This window comes from Pantoea sp. BAV 3049 (assembly GCF_009765445.1).
Lineage (GTDB): Bacteria > Pseudomonadota > Gammaproteobacteria > Enterobacterales > Enterobacteriaceae > Erwinia.
This window is the reverse complement of sequence record NZ_WHOY01000031.1, coordinates 447,329-465,330: the sequence shown is the minus strand read 5'-3', so window position 1 is coordinate 465,330 and position 18,002 is coordinate 447,329. Positions and strand designations below refer to the sequence as shown.

The 18,002-nt window shown below is 56.2% G+C and carries 14 protein-coding genes; 5 read left to right on the top strand and 9 right to left on the bottom strand.

All coding sequences use genetic code 11. The annotated features are described in order from the left end of the window. Positions 1-3: 3 nt before the first annotated feature. Entirely contained in the window at positions 4-2,091 is a 2,088-nt protein-coding gene (gene malQ / locus GSQ70_RS02985) for a 4-alpha-glucanotransferase (RefSeq protein ID WP_158781004.1), read from the top strand. A gap of 55 nt (positions 2,092-2,146) precedes the next feature. Here the strand turns inward: malQ and nfuA are convergent, their stop codons facing one another. Both nfuA and gntX read right to left on the bottom strand, forming a co-directional pair. Then, a complete protein-coding gene (gene nfuA / locus GSQ70_RS02980; protein ID WP_158781002.1) occupies positions 2,147-2,722 on the bottom strand; it encodes a Fe-S biogenesis protein NfuA in 576 nt (191 codons plus the stop codon). Between the two features lie 58 nt (positions 2,723-2,780). After that, the gene (gene gntX, locus GSQ70_RS02975) at positions 2,781-3,464 is read right to left on the bottom strand and encodes a DNA utilization protein GntX (RefSeq protein WP_158781000.1); all 684 of its coding nucleotides are present in this window, start codon (positions 3,462-3,464) and stop codon (positions 2,781-2,783) included. A gap of 34 nt (positions 3,465-3,498) precedes the next feature. Here gntX and bioH point away from each other — a divergent pair, with 34 nt between their 5' ends. After that, positions 3,499-4,275 (top strand): pimeloyl-ACP methyl ester esterase BioH, encoded by a 777-nt coding sequence (gene bioH / locus GSQ70_RS02970; protein ID WP_158780998.1) that lies wholly within the window; start codon positions 3,499-3,501, stop codon positions 4,273-4,275. Between the two features lie 174 nt (positions 4,276-4,449). Further along, positions 4,450-4,719, top strand: coding sequence for a YdgH/BhsA/McbA-like domain containing protein (locus GSQ70_RS02965; RefSeq protein WP_158780996.1), 270 nt, complete (start codon positions 4,450-4,452; stop codon positions 4,717-4,719). 43 nt (positions 4,720-4,762) lie between these two features. On the opposite strand, the gene GSQ70_RS02960 is transcribed toward GSQ70_RS02965, so the two are convergent. The 5 genes from GSQ70_RS02960 to greB all read right to left on the bottom strand — a co-directional run bounded on the left by GSQ70_RS02960 (position 4,763) and on the right by greB (position 12,125). After that, the gene (locus tag GSQ70_RS02960; RefSeq protein ID WP_158780994.1) at positions 4,763-6,451 is read right to left on the bottom strand and encodes an alpha-amylase family glycosyl hydrolase; all 1,689 of its coding nucleotides are present in this window, start codon (positions 6,449-6,451) and stop codon (positions 4,763-4,765) included. 77 nt (positions 6,452-6,528) lie between these two features. Next, positions 6,529-8,832, bottom strand: a complete 2,304-nt coding sequence (feoB, locus tag GSQ70_RS02955) for a Fe(2+) transporter permease subunit FeoB (protein WP_158780992.1) — start codon at positions 8,830-8,832, stop codon at positions 6,529-6,531. Positions 8,833-8,845: 13 nt separating this feature from the next. Beyond that, on the bottom strand, positions 8,846-9,070 hold the full coding sequence (feoA, locus tag GSQ70_RS02950) for a ferrous iron transporter A (protein WP_158780990.1): 225 nt from the start codon (positions 9,068-9,070) through the stop codon (positions 8,846-8,848). Between the two features lie 144 nt (positions 9,071-9,214). Beyond that, complete coding sequence (locus GSQ70_RS02945) at positions 9,215-11,551, bottom strand: Tex family protein (RefSeq protein ID WP_158780988.1); 2,337 nt, start codon at positions 11,549-11,551, stop codon at positions 9,215-9,217. A 94-nt stretch (positions 11,552-11,645) separates the two neighbouring features. Continuing rightward, positions 11,646-12,125 carry a transcription elongation factor GreB gene (greB, locus tag GSQ70_RS02940; RefSeq protein ID WP_158785183.1) on the bottom strand — a complete coding sequence of 160 codons (480 nt, stop codon included), beginning with the start codon at positions 12,123-12,125 and terminating at the stop codon, positions 11,646-11,648. 303 nt (positions 12,126-12,428) lie between these two features. Between greB and ompR the strand changes: the two genes are divergently transcribed. Both ompR and envZ read left to right on the top strand, forming a co-directional pair. After that, complete coding sequence (gene ompR / locus GSQ70_RS02935) at positions 12,429-13,148, top strand: two-component system response regulator OmpR (protein WP_001157751.1); 720 nt, start codon at positions 12,429-12,431, stop codon at positions 13,146-13,148. Then, entirely contained in the window at positions 13,145-14,494 is a 1,350-nt protein-coding gene (envZ, locus tag GSQ70_RS02930; RefSeq protein ID WP_158780986.1) for a two-component system sensor histidine kinase EnvZ, read from the top strand. The genes ompR and envZ overlap by 4 nt, the downstream gene beginning before the upstream one ends. Before the next feature lie 79 nt (positions 14,495-14,573). Here the strand turns inward: envZ and dcuC are convergent, their stop codons facing one another. Together dcuC and pckA are read right to left on the bottom strand one after the other, a co-directional pair. Further along, positions 14,574-15,947, bottom strand: coding sequence for an anaerobic C4-dicarboxylate transporter DcuC (gene dcuC / locus GSQ70_RS02925; protein WP_158780978.1), 1,374 nt, complete (start codon positions 15,945-15,947; stop codon positions 14,574-14,576). 240 nt (positions 15,948-16,187) lie between these two features. After that, positions 16,188-17,804, bottom strand: a complete 1,617-nt coding sequence (pckA, locus tag GSQ70_RS02920; protein WP_158780975.1) for a phosphoenolpyruvate carboxykinase (ATP) — start codon at positions 17,802-17,804, stop codon at positions 16,188-16,190. Positions 17,805-18,002 lie beyond the last annotated feature (198 nt).

The following is an 18,002-nucleotide window of genomic DNA, read 5'->3' as shown; positions in this document are numbered from 1 at the left end:
GCGATGGACAGAAAGAAGTTTGAACGGGAAGCCGCAACGGCGGGAATTGCCTCTGAGTACATTAATGCCAGAGGACAACCGGAAGAGGTCAGCGTCGACGTTCGCCAGCGCCTGCTCGCCGCGATGTCGGATGCCCGTAAGGCAAAACCCGGACCGATCCCACCCTGTAAGGTTTACCTGCGCAAACGTTCGCTAAAGCTGGAAGTGGCGGGCAAGGGCGATTATCAGTGGCAACTGGTGACTGAGAACGGCCGTGAATACAGCGGTAAGGTGAGCGCAGGCAGCGGGATCTCCCTGCCGTCAAACCTGCCGCTGGGCTACCATCAGCTGCAGCTCAGCCAGGCGAAAAAGCAGTGGAATTGCCGGATTATCATCGCGCCAAAACGCTGTTACGAGCCGGAGCCGTTGCGGCAGGGAAAAAAACTGTGGGGTAGCTGCGTGCAGCTTTATACCGTCCGCTCGCAGAGTAACTGGGGGATGGGCGACTTTGGCGATTTGAAACGTATGCTGGCGGAAGTGGCCGACCGGGGCGGGGCTTTTATCGGCCTCAATCCGATCCACTCTCTTTATCCCGCCAGCCCGGAGAATGCCAGCCCGTACAGCCCTTCCTCCCGGCGCTGGCTAAACGTGATGTATATCGATGTGGCAGCCGTGCCGGACTTCGGACACAGCAAGGCAGCGCAGCGCTGGTGGCAGCAGAAAAATACGCAGAAGCGGTTGCAGCAGGCACGTGATAGCGAATGGGTGAATTACGCGCTGGTCGGCGAGCTGAAAATGTCCGGGCTGCGCCACGCCTGGCAACACTTCAGTCAGCGTAAAAGTGACGATCCCACCCGCCAGTATTTTGAGGCTTTTATCGTCGGAGGCGGTGGTAGCCTTTACTGGCAGGCGGCTTTTGATGCCCTGCACGGGGCAATGCTGAAGGAAGATCCGGCACGCTGGGGCTGGCCGGTGTGGCCGCAGGCATTACAGGATGTTCACAGTGAAGAGGTGCAGCAGTTCTGCCGTCAGCATCAGGAGGAAGTGCGCTTCTGGCTATGGTTGCAGTGGCTGGCAAACCGGCAGTTTGATGAGTGCTGGCAGCTCAGCCAGCAGCGGGAGATGCCGGTAGGCTTATATCGTGATCTTGCAGTAGGCGTGGCGGAAGGCGGGGCGGAAACCTGGTGTGACCGCGAGTTGTACTGTCTGCGGGCTTCCGTCGGTGCGCCGCCGGATATCCTCGGGCCGCTGGGGCAGAACTGGGGACTTCCGCCGATGGATCCGCATGTGATGACCGCGCGGGCTTACCAGCCGTTTATTGACCTGCTGCGGGCCAACATGGCCAGCTGTGGCGCATTGCGTATCGACCACGTGATGTCGATGCTGCGCCTGTGGTGGATACCTTATGGTGAAACCGCCAATTATGGCGCTTACATCTACTATCCGGTGGATGATTTGCTGGCGATCCTCGCGCTGGAGAGCCAGCGAGCTCAGTGCATGGTGATCGGTGAAGATCTTGGCACCGTGCCGGTGGAGATCGTCTCAAAGCTGCGGGAAAGCGGCATCTATTCATGGAAGGTGCTCTATTTTGAGCAGGAAAACGCTGACCGTTACCGTCCGCCCGCTGCATGGCCGCGCCAGTCAATGGCCAGCGCCACTACACACGATTTGCCCACCCTGCGGGGATTCTGGAGCGCTGGCGATCTGGCGCTGGGTGAACGGCTTGGCATCTATCCGGATAAGGCCGTGCTGCACTCGCTGTATCAGGACCGGGCAAGACAAAAGCAGGCGCTGTTGAAAGCGCTGCATCAGTATAGCTGCCTGCCGAAAAGCATCGGCAAAAAGGCCAGCCTGATGAAAATGACCCCGGATCTGAATCGGGGTATGCAGCGGTTTATCGCTGACAGCAACAGCGCACTGCTGGGATTACAGCCGGAAGACTGGATGGATATGGAAAAACCGGTCAACGTGCCGGGCACCACGGATCAGTATCCTAACTGGCGGAGAAAGCTAAGCCTGACGCTGGAAGAGATGTTTGTGGATCAGAGGATTAACCGGTTGATCAAGGATTTAAACCATCGGCGTAAAGCAGGGGAAAAACAGAAGAAATAAGCGGGAAAAACGCCCGGTCAGGGAAATCCTCACCGGGCGCTGTGCGGGCTTGCACTCAGTAGAATGAGTGCTCGCCGCGCTGATGTTCCGTCAGGTCACGCACGCCTTTCAGTTCAGGGAAGGCGACCAGCAGCTCTTTCTCAATGCCTTCCTTCAGGGTGACATCGACCATCGAACAACCGTTACAGCCACCGCCAAATTGCAGAATGGCGAAGCCGTCATCGGTGATTTCCATCAGCGACACTTTACCGCCGTGGCTGGCCAACTGTGGGTTGATGGTGGCCTGCAGCTGATACTCAACGCGCTCAATCAGCGGTGCATCATCGCTGACCTTACGCATTTTGGCATTAGGCGCTTTCAGCGTCAGCTGTGAACCGAGGTTATCGGTGACAAAATCAATTTCGGCGTCTTCCAGGTAAGGCGCGCTCAGCTCATCCACAAAAGCAGACAGCTTCTCGAATTTCAGTTCGGTATCGGAGGCTTCTACCGCATCGGGTGGGCAGTAGGAGACGCCGCATTCCGCGGTAGGGGTACCCGGATTGATAACGAATACGCGAATCTGAGTGCCATCTTCCTGTTTTGACAGCAGTTTGGAGAAGTGCTCTTGCGCAGAATCAGTAATTCGGATCATGGCGATTGCTCAATAGTTGACTAATTTAGTTGGTTATAATACGCCCATCGCCGACGCTCTACAAGGTTCGGCACAGGCTCCATACCTGCACGCTCGCCGCGCCTGCGGCCAGCAAAATGCGGCTGATTTCTCCCACGGTGCTGCCGGTGGTGATCACATCGTCTACCAGCGCGATATGCCGCCCCTTCACCGCAATTTCAACCCTGAAGGCGCCCCGCAGGTTTCTTTTTCGTGCACTGGCCCGCAGGCTGTGCTGGATCCGCGTCCGCCGCTGACGCTTTAAGCCTGCGGCGGCGTAAGAGCAACCAATCCAGCGTGACAGATGCCGGGTAACGTCGTCCATCTGGTTGTAGCCCCGCAGCCAGGCGCGTTTGCGGTGCAACGGTACGCAGAGCAGCAGATCGGGCTTATCCAGCAAGAACTGACGTCTTGCAGCTAACCAACTTAACAAAAACAGCCGTGCAAGCATCACCGAGAGTGCTGTTGCGCCAGAAAATTTCAGCTGTTTGACCCAGTCGCGCAGGGGCGGTTGCCAGCCGGTAACAAACATCATCCGTTGCCAGGGCGGCGGTTTTAGCTGACAGCGGCCGCATTCCTGCCGGATGTGAAGAGCGGGCAAGCCGCAGCGGGGACAGCAGGGGGGAGCGATGGGGAGCTGGCGCAGGCACAGGCTGCAAATGCCCTGAGCGGGTAGCGCAAGTGGCATCCGGCATAGCCAACAGGCGGTGGGCATTGATAGCATAGCGGCCTCCATGGCAAATACAGGATATTAAAGGATGGCTCAGCTTTACTGGCAGACAATTGGCAGCGGAGATCGCGATCTTGTGATGCTGCACGGCTGGGGACTGAATGCGGGTGTCTGGCACAGCATCGTTGATCGACTCAGCCCGCATTTTCGCCTGCATCTTGTCGATCTGCCCGGCTATGGTCGCAGCCAGGGATTCCCGGCTATGAGCGTGGAAGAGATGGTGGCGATCCTGAAGTTACAGGCTCCCGCCAGAGCGCTGTGGCTGGGCTGGTCGCTGGGTGGCCTGGTAGCCAGCCGCATGGCGCTGCAATATCCGGAACAGGTCAGCGGGCTGATCAGCGTTGCCTCTTCTCCGTGCTTCACAGCCGGTGAAGGCTGGCCGGGCATCAAACCAGAAACGCTGAGCGGTTTTCAGCGTCAGCTGAGTGAGGATTTCCAGCGAACCGTGGAACGCTTCCTCGCGCTGCAGACATTGGGCACCGAAACGGCACGTCAGGATGCCCGGCTGCTGAAAAGCGTGGTGCTGTCGCTGCCCGTGCCAGAAGTTGAGGTGCTGAACGGCGGTCTTGAAATTTTACGCACTGTCGATCTGCGTGAAGAGATGACTTCGTTAACATTGCCTCTGCTGCGGATTTACGGCGCGTTGGATGGCCTTGTGCCGCGCAAAGTCGCGCCATTACTGGATGCTTTATGGACTGAGAGTGAGTCAGCGATCGTCGAAAAAGCCGCTCACGCCCCGTTTATTTCCCATCCGGACGCATTCTGCCAACAACTTATTGATTTCGGAATAAAAATTATCAATTAAATTTGCGTTAAAAACTGGCGAATTGGTCATAACGGGTAATAATTATTTGGGTAAGCAAGGTCGCTTACCTTTTTTACCTCTGAGTTGTCCAGGGAGTCGGGCGTTATTTCCTTCCTGCAAGCTCATCAAGCGACTGCTTATTCCTGAAAACAATACTAACGCGGAGTGTCTTTGATGAAAATTTTTCAAACTGTAGCAATCGCTCTTCTGGTGGGTTCGGTTTCTTTTGGTGCGCTGGCGGCCAAAGAAGTGACCAAAGAAGAAGTGAAAACCATGAATCTGGAGAAAATCGGCACGGTGAACACCACTGCTGAAACCACTTCGCCAATGGATGCCAAACGTGAGCTTTCCAAACTGGCAGACGAAAAGGGGGGTAAATATTTTCTGGTGATTGCTGGCCGTGAACACGGCAAGTTCAGCGCGACTGCGGATGTGTATAAATAATCTGTATTAGCAGGCGGAGCTTGCTCTGCCTGCTGTTACTGCCTCAGCTTTTCAGCCACAGGTAACCCCATGGCGGCAGCGTCAGCGACAGGCCCTCTGCGATAACTTCATTACGAATAATATCGCGACAGCTTTGTGCTTCTGGCAGCGTCCAGGCTATTTCCCTGCTGCTGAGGTTATAAACGCACAGTAGCTCTTCATGCTCCTTCTCTGACTGACGGCGCATTACCAGCAGCGCATTATCGCTTTCCAGCACCTCCATCGGGCTGTCCGGATGGAAGGCGGGCTGGCGTGTGCGTAGCTGAATCAACCCACTCAACTGGTGGAAAACCTTGTGACGCAGCGTCTGCTCGTCGCTCAGCGCGGCTTCAATCTCGCTCAGTGCATATTTCTCACGGTTAATGGCGCGATTATTCCCGGCCACTTTCACTCCTTCTGAATCGTTACGGGAACCCAGGATACTTTGTACGTAGATGGCGGGTACACCGGGAAAAGCCAACAGCAGGGCATGAGCCAGCATAAAGCGTTGCAGACGCACCTGGTCATCGTCGTCCTTTCTGTTCAGAGCATCCATATAGGTAACGTTGATTTCGTAAGGGCTGGTGGTGCCGTCTGGGTTGTTTTTATAGGAGACCAGCGCGCCTTCGATGGCCAGATCCCTGACCAGCGAGACGATTTCGGTCTCCGGCAATATACCGCGCAATGGATTCAGGCCAATGCCATCGTGCGAGGCGAGAAAGTTAAACCAGGTGGTGGTTCCCTCGCCCGGAGCCAGTGAGGCCGCCCAGTTTTTCAGCGCGCGGGAAGAGCCATAGTGAATGGCATGCAGCACCAGCGGCGGTAGTGAGAATTGATAAACCATCTGCGCTTCATCCCGGCCGTTGCCCAGATAGCTGATGTTGTCCTTATGCGGCACGTTGGTTTCGGTGATGATCACCGTACCCGGAGCCACCTCGTCAGCAATGGCACGGAACAGCTTCACCAGCAGGTGTGTTTTCTCCAGATGAATACAGGAGGTGCCGGGCGTTTTCCACATATAGCCCACCGCATCCAGCCGCACGTAATCGGCCCCTTTCGCCAGGTAATCCAGCAGCACGTCCACCATCCGCAGCAGCACGGTCGGGCTGGCAAAGTTCAGGTCGATTTGATCGGCGCTGAAGGTGGTCCAGATAAACTTCGTTTCGCCATCCGCCCTCTCAAACGGCGTCAACAGCGGTGAGGTGCGCGGCCGGGTCACTGCGCTGAGATCGGTAGAGGGCACGATGCTGATAAAAAAGTCGTCCCAGCCTGGGTCCTGGGCGAGAAAGTGTTTAAACCAGGCGCTGTGTGCGGACATATGGTTGCAGACAAAATCGAACATCAGCCGCGCGTGCTGGTGCAGCTCCGCCACATCCGACCATTCGCCGCAGATGGCGTTAACCCGATGGTAATCAATGACCGAAAAGCCGTCGTCAGAAGACCAGGGAAAGAAGGGGAGCAGGTGCACAAGGCTGAAGGTGGACTGAAGGTATTGCTGGTAAAAACGGGAGAAGGTTTGCAGCGTCGGGGTTTCACTTTCACGGAACTGATCGGCATAGGAGATCAGCACTACGTCCTTTTCATCCCAGTGGGTCTTGCGCTGATGATCCAGCGCAAGACGGGTCTGCAAAATTGCTTCTGTCAGCCTGTCCCGGCACTCTGTGGGAAAGGTGCTGTCATAGATCTTATCGAGTAAGTTATTGATAATTTCCATTTTTAAACAGTGAGCCACCGCATTCAGTTGCCGCCACGATAATTTTCACTGTAGACCCTTGAAACAAAATCGCAAACTCAGTGGCAGCCACCGCTTTTGGCGCAGCCCGAACAACCTTTCGGCATGGAGGTCATCATAATCAGCCTTTCTGGCGGTAAGGTGATGTTTTTCAACACCAGCCACAGCAGGCCGTTAAAGGCGACGACCGCCATCAGCGTGATGGCGCTGGACTGAGGATGCTCCGTGAACGTAGCCAACTGGTAAAACACCGTCGCCAGTGAGTAAGCCAGATTGGTGCCCCAGAGGATCGAGAACAGCATCCAGCGGCGGCTGCTTTCGCGGGCGATGGCTCCCATTACCGACACGCAGGGTACATACAACAGCACGAAGATCAGGTAGCTGTAAGCCGCTGCATCGCTGGCGAACTTACTGTGCATCACGCCCATGGAGCCGCTGCCCATATCGCCGTCGCCTTTGCTGGCTTCGATTGGATGGAACAGCACGCTGAGGCTGAAGGTGCTTTTCACGCCGTCCCAGGTTTCCTGCACGGCATCACCCAGTTCGGCGAGCAGGTTGAAGCTGCTGGCATCAAACTCTTCCTGATGCAGTGCTTCAGCGGTGTACAGCGTGTTGAGCGTGCCGACCACCACCTCTTTTGCCATTGCTCCGGTGACCAGCCCGACCGTTGCCTGCCAGTTACTGCTATCCACACCCATTGGGTTCAGCAATGGGGTGATTGAACGGCTGACCGTCGCCAGCGCCGAATCGTTGATGCTGGATACCGGCTGGCCGCTGAAGGAGAAGCTGTTCAGTGCGCCAATCAGCACGCTGACCGCCACAATCACCTTACCGGCGCGGATCACAAAGCTTTTCAGTCGCTGCCAGGTTTGCAGCAGCAGGCTCTTAACGTGCGGCACGTGCCAGGTCGGCAGCTCCATCACAAACGGTGCCGCCTCGCCGCGCATCAGCATGTGCCGCAGGATCAGGCCGGTGAGGATTGCTGCAGTGATGCCGAGCAGATACAGGCTGAAAACGACCAGCGCACCGCTCTTGCCGAAGAAGGCCGAGGCAAACACCGCGAAAATCGCCAGACGGGCACCACAGGACATAAATGGGGCCATCAACACGGTGATCAGCCTTTCACGTGGCGCATCCAGCGTTCTTGCCCCCATCACCGACGGGACATTACAGCCAAACCCGACGATCAGCGGCACAAAAGATTTCCCCGGCAGGCCCAGCGCCTGCATCAGCCGGTCGACCACGAAGGCCGCCCTCGCCATATAGCCGGAATCTTCCATTACCGACAGGAACAGGTACATCAGGCCAATTTGCGGCACCAGCGGCATCACGGTGTTGATACCGCCGCCAATCCCCTGGGCAAGGAACAGCGTGAGGATCGTCGGGAAATGCAAAGTCGCGCCCAGCCACTGCATACCATCAATAAAGATGGCTGCCGAGCTTTTCTCGAACAGCGGCTGCAACGCACCCCCAAGGTTAATCGCGAGGAAAAACATCAAATACATCACGGCCAGAAAAATCGGGATACCCAGCCAGCGATTCAGCGCCAGCGCATCCAGCCGGGCAGAAAGGCGGTGTGGCGTGGCTTCCTGCATGGCGGTTGCGCTCTGGCACAGGGTTTCAATTGCCCGGTAACGCGCCTGGGCAATCTCCAGAGGGCAGGCCTCCAGGTCTGGCAGTCCGGACAGCAGGTCTGCTGCTTCACCGCACTGCGAACGGCAGTAAATATCCCCTTCCAGCGTTTGCAGCGCCAGCCAGCGACGACGATCCGCAGCAAGCTGTTCAGGCATGGCGGCCGTCAGAGCGGCGACGTTGGCTTCCACTTCCTGCGGATAGTCCACAACGAACTGGCTGGCGGTGTGGGGAGGGTTGTCGATAGCTTGTTTCAGCTCGGTCAAACCTTTACCCCGGTTAGACACCAGCGGGATTACCGGGCAGCCAAGTTTTTCAGCCAGCGCGGCCACATCGATATGAATATGCTGGCTGCGGGCGATATCCAGCATGTTCAGCGCGACGATGCAGGGAATGCCCAACTCCTGCAACTGCAGGGTCAGGTAGAGGTTACGCTCCAGATTGCTGGCATCGACCACGTTAATCACCAGGTCAGCTTCCCCGCTCAGCATGTAGTGGCAGGCAATCTGCTCATCCAGCGAGGTCTGCTCAGAGATGGTGGTCAGAGAGTAGGTGCCGGGCAGGTCAACCAGCCGCACTTTGTACTGCTCTGTGCTGAAACTGCCTTCCTTGCGCTCAACCGTGACCCCGGCCCAGTTACCGACGTGCTGCCTTGCACCGGTCAGCTGATTAAACAGCGTGGTTTTGCCTGAATTGGGATTACCAATCAGCCCGATAGTGAATGCTTTCATCTTTAAGCTCGCTTTATTCAGGAGTGGCAAGTTGCAGGAAGGAGAGATCTTTTTTGCGCAGCATCAGGCTGAAGCGGCGGGTTTCAATCTGGATGGGATCGCCCAGCGGTGCCACGCGCCTGACCTTAAAGATGGCGCCCGGCAGCAGGCCGAGAGAGAGCAGCTTCTGCCTGAAGGCGGCGCTGACCTCTGGGGAGTAACAAAGGATCTGATAATCTTGCCCTGGAATATATTGCATAAATAATTACCCTTACCGGCGCAATTTTGCACCGTTATTATTAACCAGGGGGATTATAATGAGAATGATTCTCGGTCTTATTGACTCAGGACAAGTTTAATTTGGTCAAATAAGGAGCGGATCGGGCGATCCGCTCCACAGGGCTTAACGCTTTTTGCCGAATGCCGCCGCCAGGGCGTCGCCCATTGCGCTGTTGCCAGCAGGCTGTGATGCCGCCGGGCGAGGGCGCTGCTTGTTCTGGGCCGGACGCGCATTGTCGCGACCGCCAGCGTTGCCACCGCCGCCGCGACGGGCATTGGTTTCACCCGGCTGTTCATCAAGACGCATGGTCAGGGCGACGCGCTTACGCTGCAGATCCACTTCCATCACCTTCACCTTGACGATATCGCCTGCTTTCACCACTTTGTGCGGATCATCGACGAACTTGTCAGAAAGCGAAGAGATATGCACCAGACCATCCTGATGCACGCCGATATCGACAAAAGCACCAAAGTTGGTGACGTTGGTGACCGAGCCTTCCAGCACCATCCCCGGTAGCAGATCGTTCAGGGTTTCGACCCCTTCGGCGAACTGGGCGGTTTTGAACTCCGGACGCGGATCGCGGCCCGGCTTTTCCAGCTCTTTGATGATATCGGTGACGGTTGGTACCCCGAAACGCTCATCGGTGAAGTCCACCGCCCGCAGGTTGCGTAGCCCGGCGGGATTCCCCATCAGCTCATCCAGCGCCTGCTGAGTGGCCGCCAGGATACGCTGCACCACCGGATAGGCTTCCGGGTGAACCGTTGAAGCATCCAGAGGGTTGTCACCGTGGTTGATACGCAGGAAGCCCGCGCACTGCTCAAAGGCTTTTGGCCCCAGACGGCTGACTTTCAGCAGCTGCTGGCGGTCCTGGAAGCGTCCGTTTTCGTCACGCCAGCTAACAATATTCTGCGCCATCATTTTGGTCAGCCCGGCCACGCGGGTCAGCAACGGTACGGATGCGGTGTTCAGATCCACCCCCACGCCGTTCACACAGTCTTCCACTACTGCATCCAGCTTTTTCGCCAGCTGGCTCTGACTGACGTCATGCTGATACTGGCCAACGCCGATGGATTTAGGATCGATTTTCACCAGCTCGGACAACGGGTCTTGCAGACGACGTGCGATGGAAACCGCACCACGGATGGAAACGTCGAGGTCCGGGAACTCCAGCGCTGCCAGCTCGGAAGCGGAATACACCGAAGCACCGGCTTCACTGACAATCACCTTCTGCGCGTTCACCTGTGGGAACTGCTTCTGAATATCGAGGAAGAAGCGCTCGGTCTCGCGTGAGGCGGTGCCGTTACCAATTGCCACCAGTTCGACCTGATGTTTGGTGCAGAGCGCAGCCACAGCGGCGGCGGCTTTGGCAGCCTGGCCGGTGTGCGGGTAAATGGTATCAGTAGCGACCAGCTTGCCGGTGGCATCCACCACGGCAACCTTCACGCCGGTACGCAGGCCCGGATCGAGACCCATGGTGGCACGCATACCCGCAGGAGCAGCCATTAGCAGGTCGTGCAGGTTACGGGCGAATACATTGATTGCTTCGTCTTCTGCGCGCTCACGCACGGTGCCCATCAGCTCGGTTTCCAGGTGCAGCAGCACCTTGATGCGCCAGGTCCAGCTGACCACAGCTTTGCGCCAGCTGTCTGCCGGAGCATTGTTCAGGCGCAGGCCCAGATGATCGGTAATAATCTGTTCGCCGTGGCTTTCACGCGGCGGTTCGTCGAACTGCGGGTCGGCATTCAGCGCCAGCTGCAGCACGCCTTCGTTGCGGCCGCGGAACATCGCCAGCGCACGGTGAGAAGGCACACTGGAGAGTGCTTCATGGTGGTCGAAGTAGTCGCGGAATTTCGCCCCTTCTTCTTCTTTGCCTTCCAGCACGCGGGATACCAGGTGGGCATTTTTCCACAGATATTCACGCACTTTCGCCAGCAGTGAAGCATCTTCGGCAAAGCGCTCCATCAGGATATAGCGTGCGCCGTCGAGGGCGGCTTTGGTATCAGCAACGCCTTTTTCTGCAATGACAAACGTTGCAGCCAACTGCTCCGGCTCGTGGGACGGATCCTGCCAAAGCGTGTCGGCCAGCGGCTCAAGGCCTGCTTCAATAGCAATCTGACCCCGGGTGCGGCGCTTCGGTTTATAAGGCAGGTAAAGATCTTCAAGCTCGGTTTTGCTCAGGGTACTGCGGATGGCCTCAGCCAGCTCATCGCTGAGCTTGCCCTGATCGTCGATTGATTTGAGAATTGACTGGCGGCGCTCTTCAAGCTCCCTGAGGTAGCCCAGGCGCGTTTCCAGCTGGCGCAGCTGGGTATCGTCCAGTCCACCGGTCACTTCCTTACGATAACGTGCGATAAACGGCACGGTGTTCCCTTCATCCAGCAGACGGACAGCAGCATCAACCTGTTCTGCTCGCGCCTGCAGCTCACTTGCAATTATGCGGCTCAGCGAATCTTTCATCATCGGTTACTTGGTAGCTATAAACAGCGGACAGTTATACGGATTGCGGGCGAGAATTGCCAGTCGCCGGGCAACCTCAGGCGCAAGATCCGCGTGATTAGGATTGTTTAACGTAGTCGATCTCATTAACGTACCAGGTGGCTTCACCGGCTGGCGTGTGGACCGTTGCCACGTCACCAACTTCCTTTTTCAACAGCGCACGGGCCATTGGCGAGTCGATTGAGATATAATCTTTGCGGCCAAAAATCTCGTCATAACCAACGATACGAAAACGTTTAAGCTCGCCGTCGTCGTTTTCCACTTCGACCCAGGCACCAAAGAACACCTTGCCGTCCTGCTGCGGCGAATAATCGACAATGCGCAGTTGCTCCAGACATTTGGTGAGGTAGCGAACGCGACGGTCAATTTCGCGCAGGCGTTTTTTGTTGTACTGATAGTCGGCATTTTCACTGCGATCACCGAGGCTGGCCGCCCAGGTCACCTTTTTTGTCACTTCCGGCCGCTCTTCCCGCCAGAGAAAGTCCAGCTCATCCTTCAGCTTGTTATACCCTTCGCGGGTGATCAGTTTGGTTTTCATCATCTGCCCATTTCTTTCTCTGGAATGCTGCCGCTATTTTGTTGTGAAGCGTGCGGTGATGCAAATCCGATCGGCAATTTTTCTGACCGTCGTTACTGCTTGTTTGTCATGACTATTCGCGGAAAAAATTAACTTTCTGAGCTTTGCGTCAGCGCAGGTTTTTCAGCCTTAATTAAAGATAAGCTGCTGTTTAATATGCTTTGTAACAATTTCGGCTAGAATATAAACCATTATTGACTGTTACATTCAGGCATCTTTTTTAAAAATATTGACTCAGGCAATAGCGCCTTTGGGAGTATCGAAATGCAAGAAAACTACAAAATTCTGGTCGTGGATGATGACATGCGTTTGCGTGCGTTGCTGGAACGTTATCTGACCGAACAGGGCTTCCAGGTGCGCAGCGTGGCGAACGCCGAGCAGATGGATCGCCTGCTGACCCGTGAATCTTTCCACCTGATGGTGCTGGATTTGATGCTACCTGGCGAAGATGGTCTTTCTATCTGCCGCCGCCTGCGCAGCCAGAGCAACCCGATGCCGATCATTATGGTGACGGCGAAAGGCGAAGAAGTAGACCGCATCGTCGGGCTGGAAATAGGCGCGGATGACTACATTCCAAAACCATTCAACCCGCGTGAGCTGCTGGCCCGTATCCGCGCTGTGCTGCGCCGTCAGGCCAATGAGCTGCCGGGGGCACCTTCTCAGGAAGAAGCGGTGATCGCCTTCGGTAAGTTCAAGCTGAACCTCGGCACGCGCGAGATGTTTCGTGAAGACGAGCCAATGCCACTGACCAGCGGTGAGTTCGCCGTGCTGAAAGCGCTGGTGAGCCACCCCCGTGAGCCGCTGTCCCGCGACAAGCTGATGAATCTGGCCCGTGGCCGTGAATACAGTGCGATGGAGCGTTCTATCGACGTACAGATCTCCCGCCTGCGCCGCATGGTGGAAGAAGATCCGGCTCACCCGCGTTATATCCAGACTGTCTGGGGCCTGGGCTACGTCTTCGTACCGGACGGCAGCAAGGCATGAGGCGGATCCGCTTCTCTCCCCGCAGTTCGTTTGCCCGCACATTGTTGTTGATCGTGACCCTGCTGTTCGTCAGCCTGGTCACGACCTACCTGGTGGTGCTGAATTTCGCCATTCTGCCCAGCCTGCAGCAGTTCAACAAAGTGCTGGCGTACGAAGTGCGTATGCTGATGACCGACCGGCTGCAGCTGGAAGATGGCACACAGCTCGAAGTGCCTCCGGCATTTCGCCGCGAGATTTATCGCGAGCTGGGCATTTCGCTGTATACCAATGCGGCGGCGGAAGAGAGCGGATTACGCTGGGCGCAGCACTACGAATTTCTCAGTCAGCAGATGGCGCAGCAGTTGGGCGGCCCCACCGATGTCCGCGTGGAGGTTAACAAAAACTCCCCGGTGGTCTGGCTGAAGACCTGGCTCTCGCCGGATATCTGGGTGCGGGTGCCGCTGACCGAAATTCACCAGGGCGACTTCTCGCCGCTGTTCCGCTACACGCTGGCGATTATGCTGCTGGCAATCGGCGGAGCCTGGCTGTTTATCCGTATCCAGAACCGACCCCTTGTAGAGCTGGAACACGCGGCTCTGCAGGTCGGTAAAGGCATTATCCCGCCGCCACTGCGGGAGTACGGTGCTTCTGAGGTCCGTTCAGTCACCCGTGCATTCAATCAGATGTCGGCGGGGGTTAAACAGCTGGCAGACGACCGCACGCTGCTAATGGCCGGTGTCAGCCATGATTTGCGCACGCCGCTGACGCGCATTCGTCTGGCGACTGAAATGATGGCGCAGGAAGACGGCTATCTGGCTGAGTCGATCAATAAGGACATTGAAGAGTGTAATGCCATCATCGAGCAGTTCCTCGACTATCTGCGCACCGGCCAGGAGATGCAGACCGAAAAAACGGATCTTAACGGCGTGCTGGGTGAAGTGGTGGCTGCGGAAAGTGGATACGAGAGGGAAATTGAAAACGCGGTGATGCCTGCGGAGCTGATGCTGGATATCGACCCGCTGTCGATCAAACGTGCTGCGGCCAATATGGTGGTGAACGCTGCCCGCTATGGCAACGGCTGGATCAAAGTCAGCAGTGGCAGAGAGCTGCAGCGTGCCTGGTTCCAGGTGGAAGATGACGGTCCGGGGATTAAACCCGATCAGTTGAAGCATCTGTTCCAGCCATTTGTTCGGGGTGACAGCGCCCGCAGTACCAGCGGAACCGGTCTGGGCCTGGCCATTGTGCAGCGTATCATTGATGCCCATCAGGGCTCGCTGGAGATTGGTGACAGCGAGCGCGGCGGATTACGTATCCGTGCTTATCTGCCACTGCCTGCCAGTGAAAGTAGCCAGGCAGCAATGACCTGACAGACGGCCGGTAAACAGATAAGTGCTGGCAGGTTGTGTCCACCCGCCAGCCAGCATTGCAGCTTGTCGAAGCTAATGTTTAGCCCACAACGGTTGCAGGCACCAAAACTTCTGTCGCAATAATCACGATGATCAGACCGACCAGCACCGGTACCGAGGTTCGTTTGACCACCTCAAACGGCGAGATTTTTGCCATCCCGGCGACGGCAACCACCACCCCCGAAACCGGAGAAATAGTGCGGCCCAGGTTGGAAGCCTGCAGCATGGGAATGGAGAGATAGGCCGGATTAATGGCGGAAGAGTGTGCCAGTTTTGGGATCATCTCGACAAAGGCGTAAAATGGTGCATTACCGGAGCCGGTGGTCATTGCCGCCAGCATAGTCAGAATAACCAGCACCAGCATCAGGATGATACTGGCTGAACCGAACGAGGTGGCAATGGAAATCAGGCTCTGAATAAAGCCGATAGTGCTGAGGCCCTGAGCAAATACGCCCGCCGCGACCAGCAGCATCACCACGCTGGCAAAAGCATCCGCCATTCCGCGATAAGCCACTTCAAGACCCGCAAATACCTTCTGCGTGTTAAATCCGCGAACAAATTCCAGCACCGCCGCCAGCAGCATGCAGATCACCAGAATGGTGATGATGTGCAGTTGTGGTCCCCATTTGCCGTCAAAAATCAGCACCCCGATAATAGGCGCAAAAGGCAGGATGGCGTAGAACGACGGCGCACTGGTGGTTATCTCGTTGATGTCCAACATCTCATGGCTGATGTTCTCTTTTTTGTCGAGATACTTCTGCCAGAAATAGTGCGCAACTGCCATACCCAGAATGGCGACGAGTGAGATAGGCAGCGTGGTTTTAAATGCGAAGTCGATCAGCGGCATTTCCGCCGCTTTAGCAGCCAGCACCACGTCACCGGAGGTTGGAGAGAGGATAATGGCGGCAGGAGAGGCGCAAATGGCTGCTGCTGCGCCGCGGCTGATGCCGACATTAACCATCACCGGGAACAGGGTTGCCATCAGCAATACACCAAGGCCGGTTGCTGAGGAGACTGCCAGCGACATCAGGCAGGCAACAAAATAGGCCGCAATCATCAAAATATACGGCGAATTAATGTACTGCAGCGGTTTTGATGCCAGCTTTACCACCATATCGTTTGCGCCAATATGGGTCATATAGGCGGCAAAACCACACAGCATCATTATCATCATGCCAAGGTTGCCGCCCCGGCTCATCAACAGGATCTTGATATATTCCACTATGTCTGTGGCGCTGTAACCGGTACTGGTTTCACTGGCAGGCAAAACTTTATGTCCCATCAGCGCGCTGATAATCAGCAGCGTCAGCCCTCCGACAAATAACACGCCGGTGGCTGAGTAGCCTTTAATGATGTAGCGGGCAACGCCGCCAATGACGACAACGCCAATGAGAAGTTCGATAAACGTAAGCATGATTTCCCTTCTCCCTTGTGCTCTTCAGAGAGCAGGGGTTAGCAAAAAAAGAAGGGGGAGAATGTGCCTAATAATTGGACTGTCGCTGATGATTGAAATCAATAAACCAACGACTAAAAGCCGTTCGTCGCGCTTTTTCGTCGACGCACCCGCCAGGCATATTGATTCACGCTGGCTTTGAGAATGGCAGGATCAGGAGAGGCTGCAACGTGGGTTACAGCCTCTCCTGATTAACAGCGATTAGGTCAGAGCGGGTCCTGCCGGGATCAGTGCTTCCCCGGCTGGGGTATCCGTGTATTTATCGAAGTTAGCGATAAACTGCCCTGCCAGGTCGCGGGCTTTATTCTCCCATTCGGCTTCGTCTGCATAGGTGTTGCGCGGGTCAAGGATATGGCTGTCCACCCCCGGCAGCGAGGTTGGCATCGCAAGGTTAAAGATCGGCAGCGTTACCTTCTCCGCGCTGGCAATATCGCCACTGAGGATGGCATTGATAATCGCCCTCGTATCCCTGATTGAAATCCGTTTTCCGCTGCCGTTCCAGCCGGTGTTGACCAGATAGGCTTCTGCGCCAGCCGCCTCCATTCTCTTCACCAGTACCTCTGCATACTGCGTCGGGTGCAGCGTCAGGAACGCCGCGCCAAAGCAGGCAGAGAAGGTTGGCGTTGGCTGAGTGACGCCGCGCTCGGTGCCTGCCAGCTTGGCGGTGAAACCGGAGAGAAAGTGATACTGCGTCTGGTCAGGCGTCAGGTGTGAAACCGGTGGCAGCACACCAAAGGCATCCGCTGTCAGGAAAATCACCTTACGCGCATGACCAGCCTTCGACACTGGCTTAACGATGTTATCAATATGGTCGATAGGATACGACACACGGGTGTTTTCGGTTTTACTGTCATCATCGTAATCCACCGAGCCATCGGCCCGCACCACGACGTTTTCCAGCAGCGCATCACGGCGGATGGCATGATAAATCTCCGGCTCCGCCTGTTCAGAAAGCTTGATCGTTTTGGCGTAGCAGCCCCCTTCAAAGTTAAACACCCCGTCGTCATCCCAGCCGTGCTCATCATCACCAATCAGCTTACGTAGCGGATCGGTGGAGAGGGTGGTTTTGCCGGTGCCGGACAGGCCGAAAAACACCGCCACATCGCCAGCCGGGCCGACATTGGCTGAGCAGTGCATCGCCGCAATGCCCTTCAGCGGCAGCAGATAGTTCATGATGGCGAACAGCCCCTTTTTCATCTCGCCGCCGTACCAGGTTCCGCCAATCAGCTGGATACGCTCGGTCAGGTTGAAGGCAACAAAGTTTTCGGAGTGCAGTCCCTGCTGTTGCCAGTTGGGGTTAGTGCATTTGGCGCCGTTCATCACCACAAAGTCGGGATCAAACTCTGCCAGTGCTGTGGCGTCAGGGCGTATAAACATGTTCTTCACGAAATGGGCCTGCCAGGCCACTTCGGTAATAAAACGCACGCTGAGGCGTGTATCCGGATTCGCGCCGCACCAGGCATCGACCACAAACAGGCGTTTATGGGACAGCTGCCGCGTCACCAGTGACTTCAGCTGCTGCCAGGTTTCCTGTGAAAGGGGCTGATTATCATTTTTTCCCTTACCCTGATCGTTCCACCACAGCGTGTCGCGTGTAGTGTCATCGCGAACGATGTACTTATCTTTAGGTGAACGGCCGGTAAAAATGCCGGTATCGACGGCGATAGCCCCTGAGCGGGTTTCTGTACCGCGCTCAAAGCCGGTCAGGCCAGGGCGGGTTTCTTCCCGGTAAAGGGTGTCAAAATCGGGATTATAAATAATCTCAACCGTGTCCGTGATGCCATAAGCGACGAGGTCCTGCGGGGTCAGGTCACGCATATTGCTGCTCCTTTATCGGCTCTGTTCTGCCACTGAGTGTAATGAGATGGCGCTCTCTTTACCGTGATGCTCCGCATATCCATCACTCTGCGGTATTCACGATCGCGCGCAGTTTACACTGCGGGAAGCGGAGGGGAAGGGATAAGCGGCAGAAATGAGAAGCAGCGCGTAATTCGGCAAGCAAGGCTGAAATTCTGG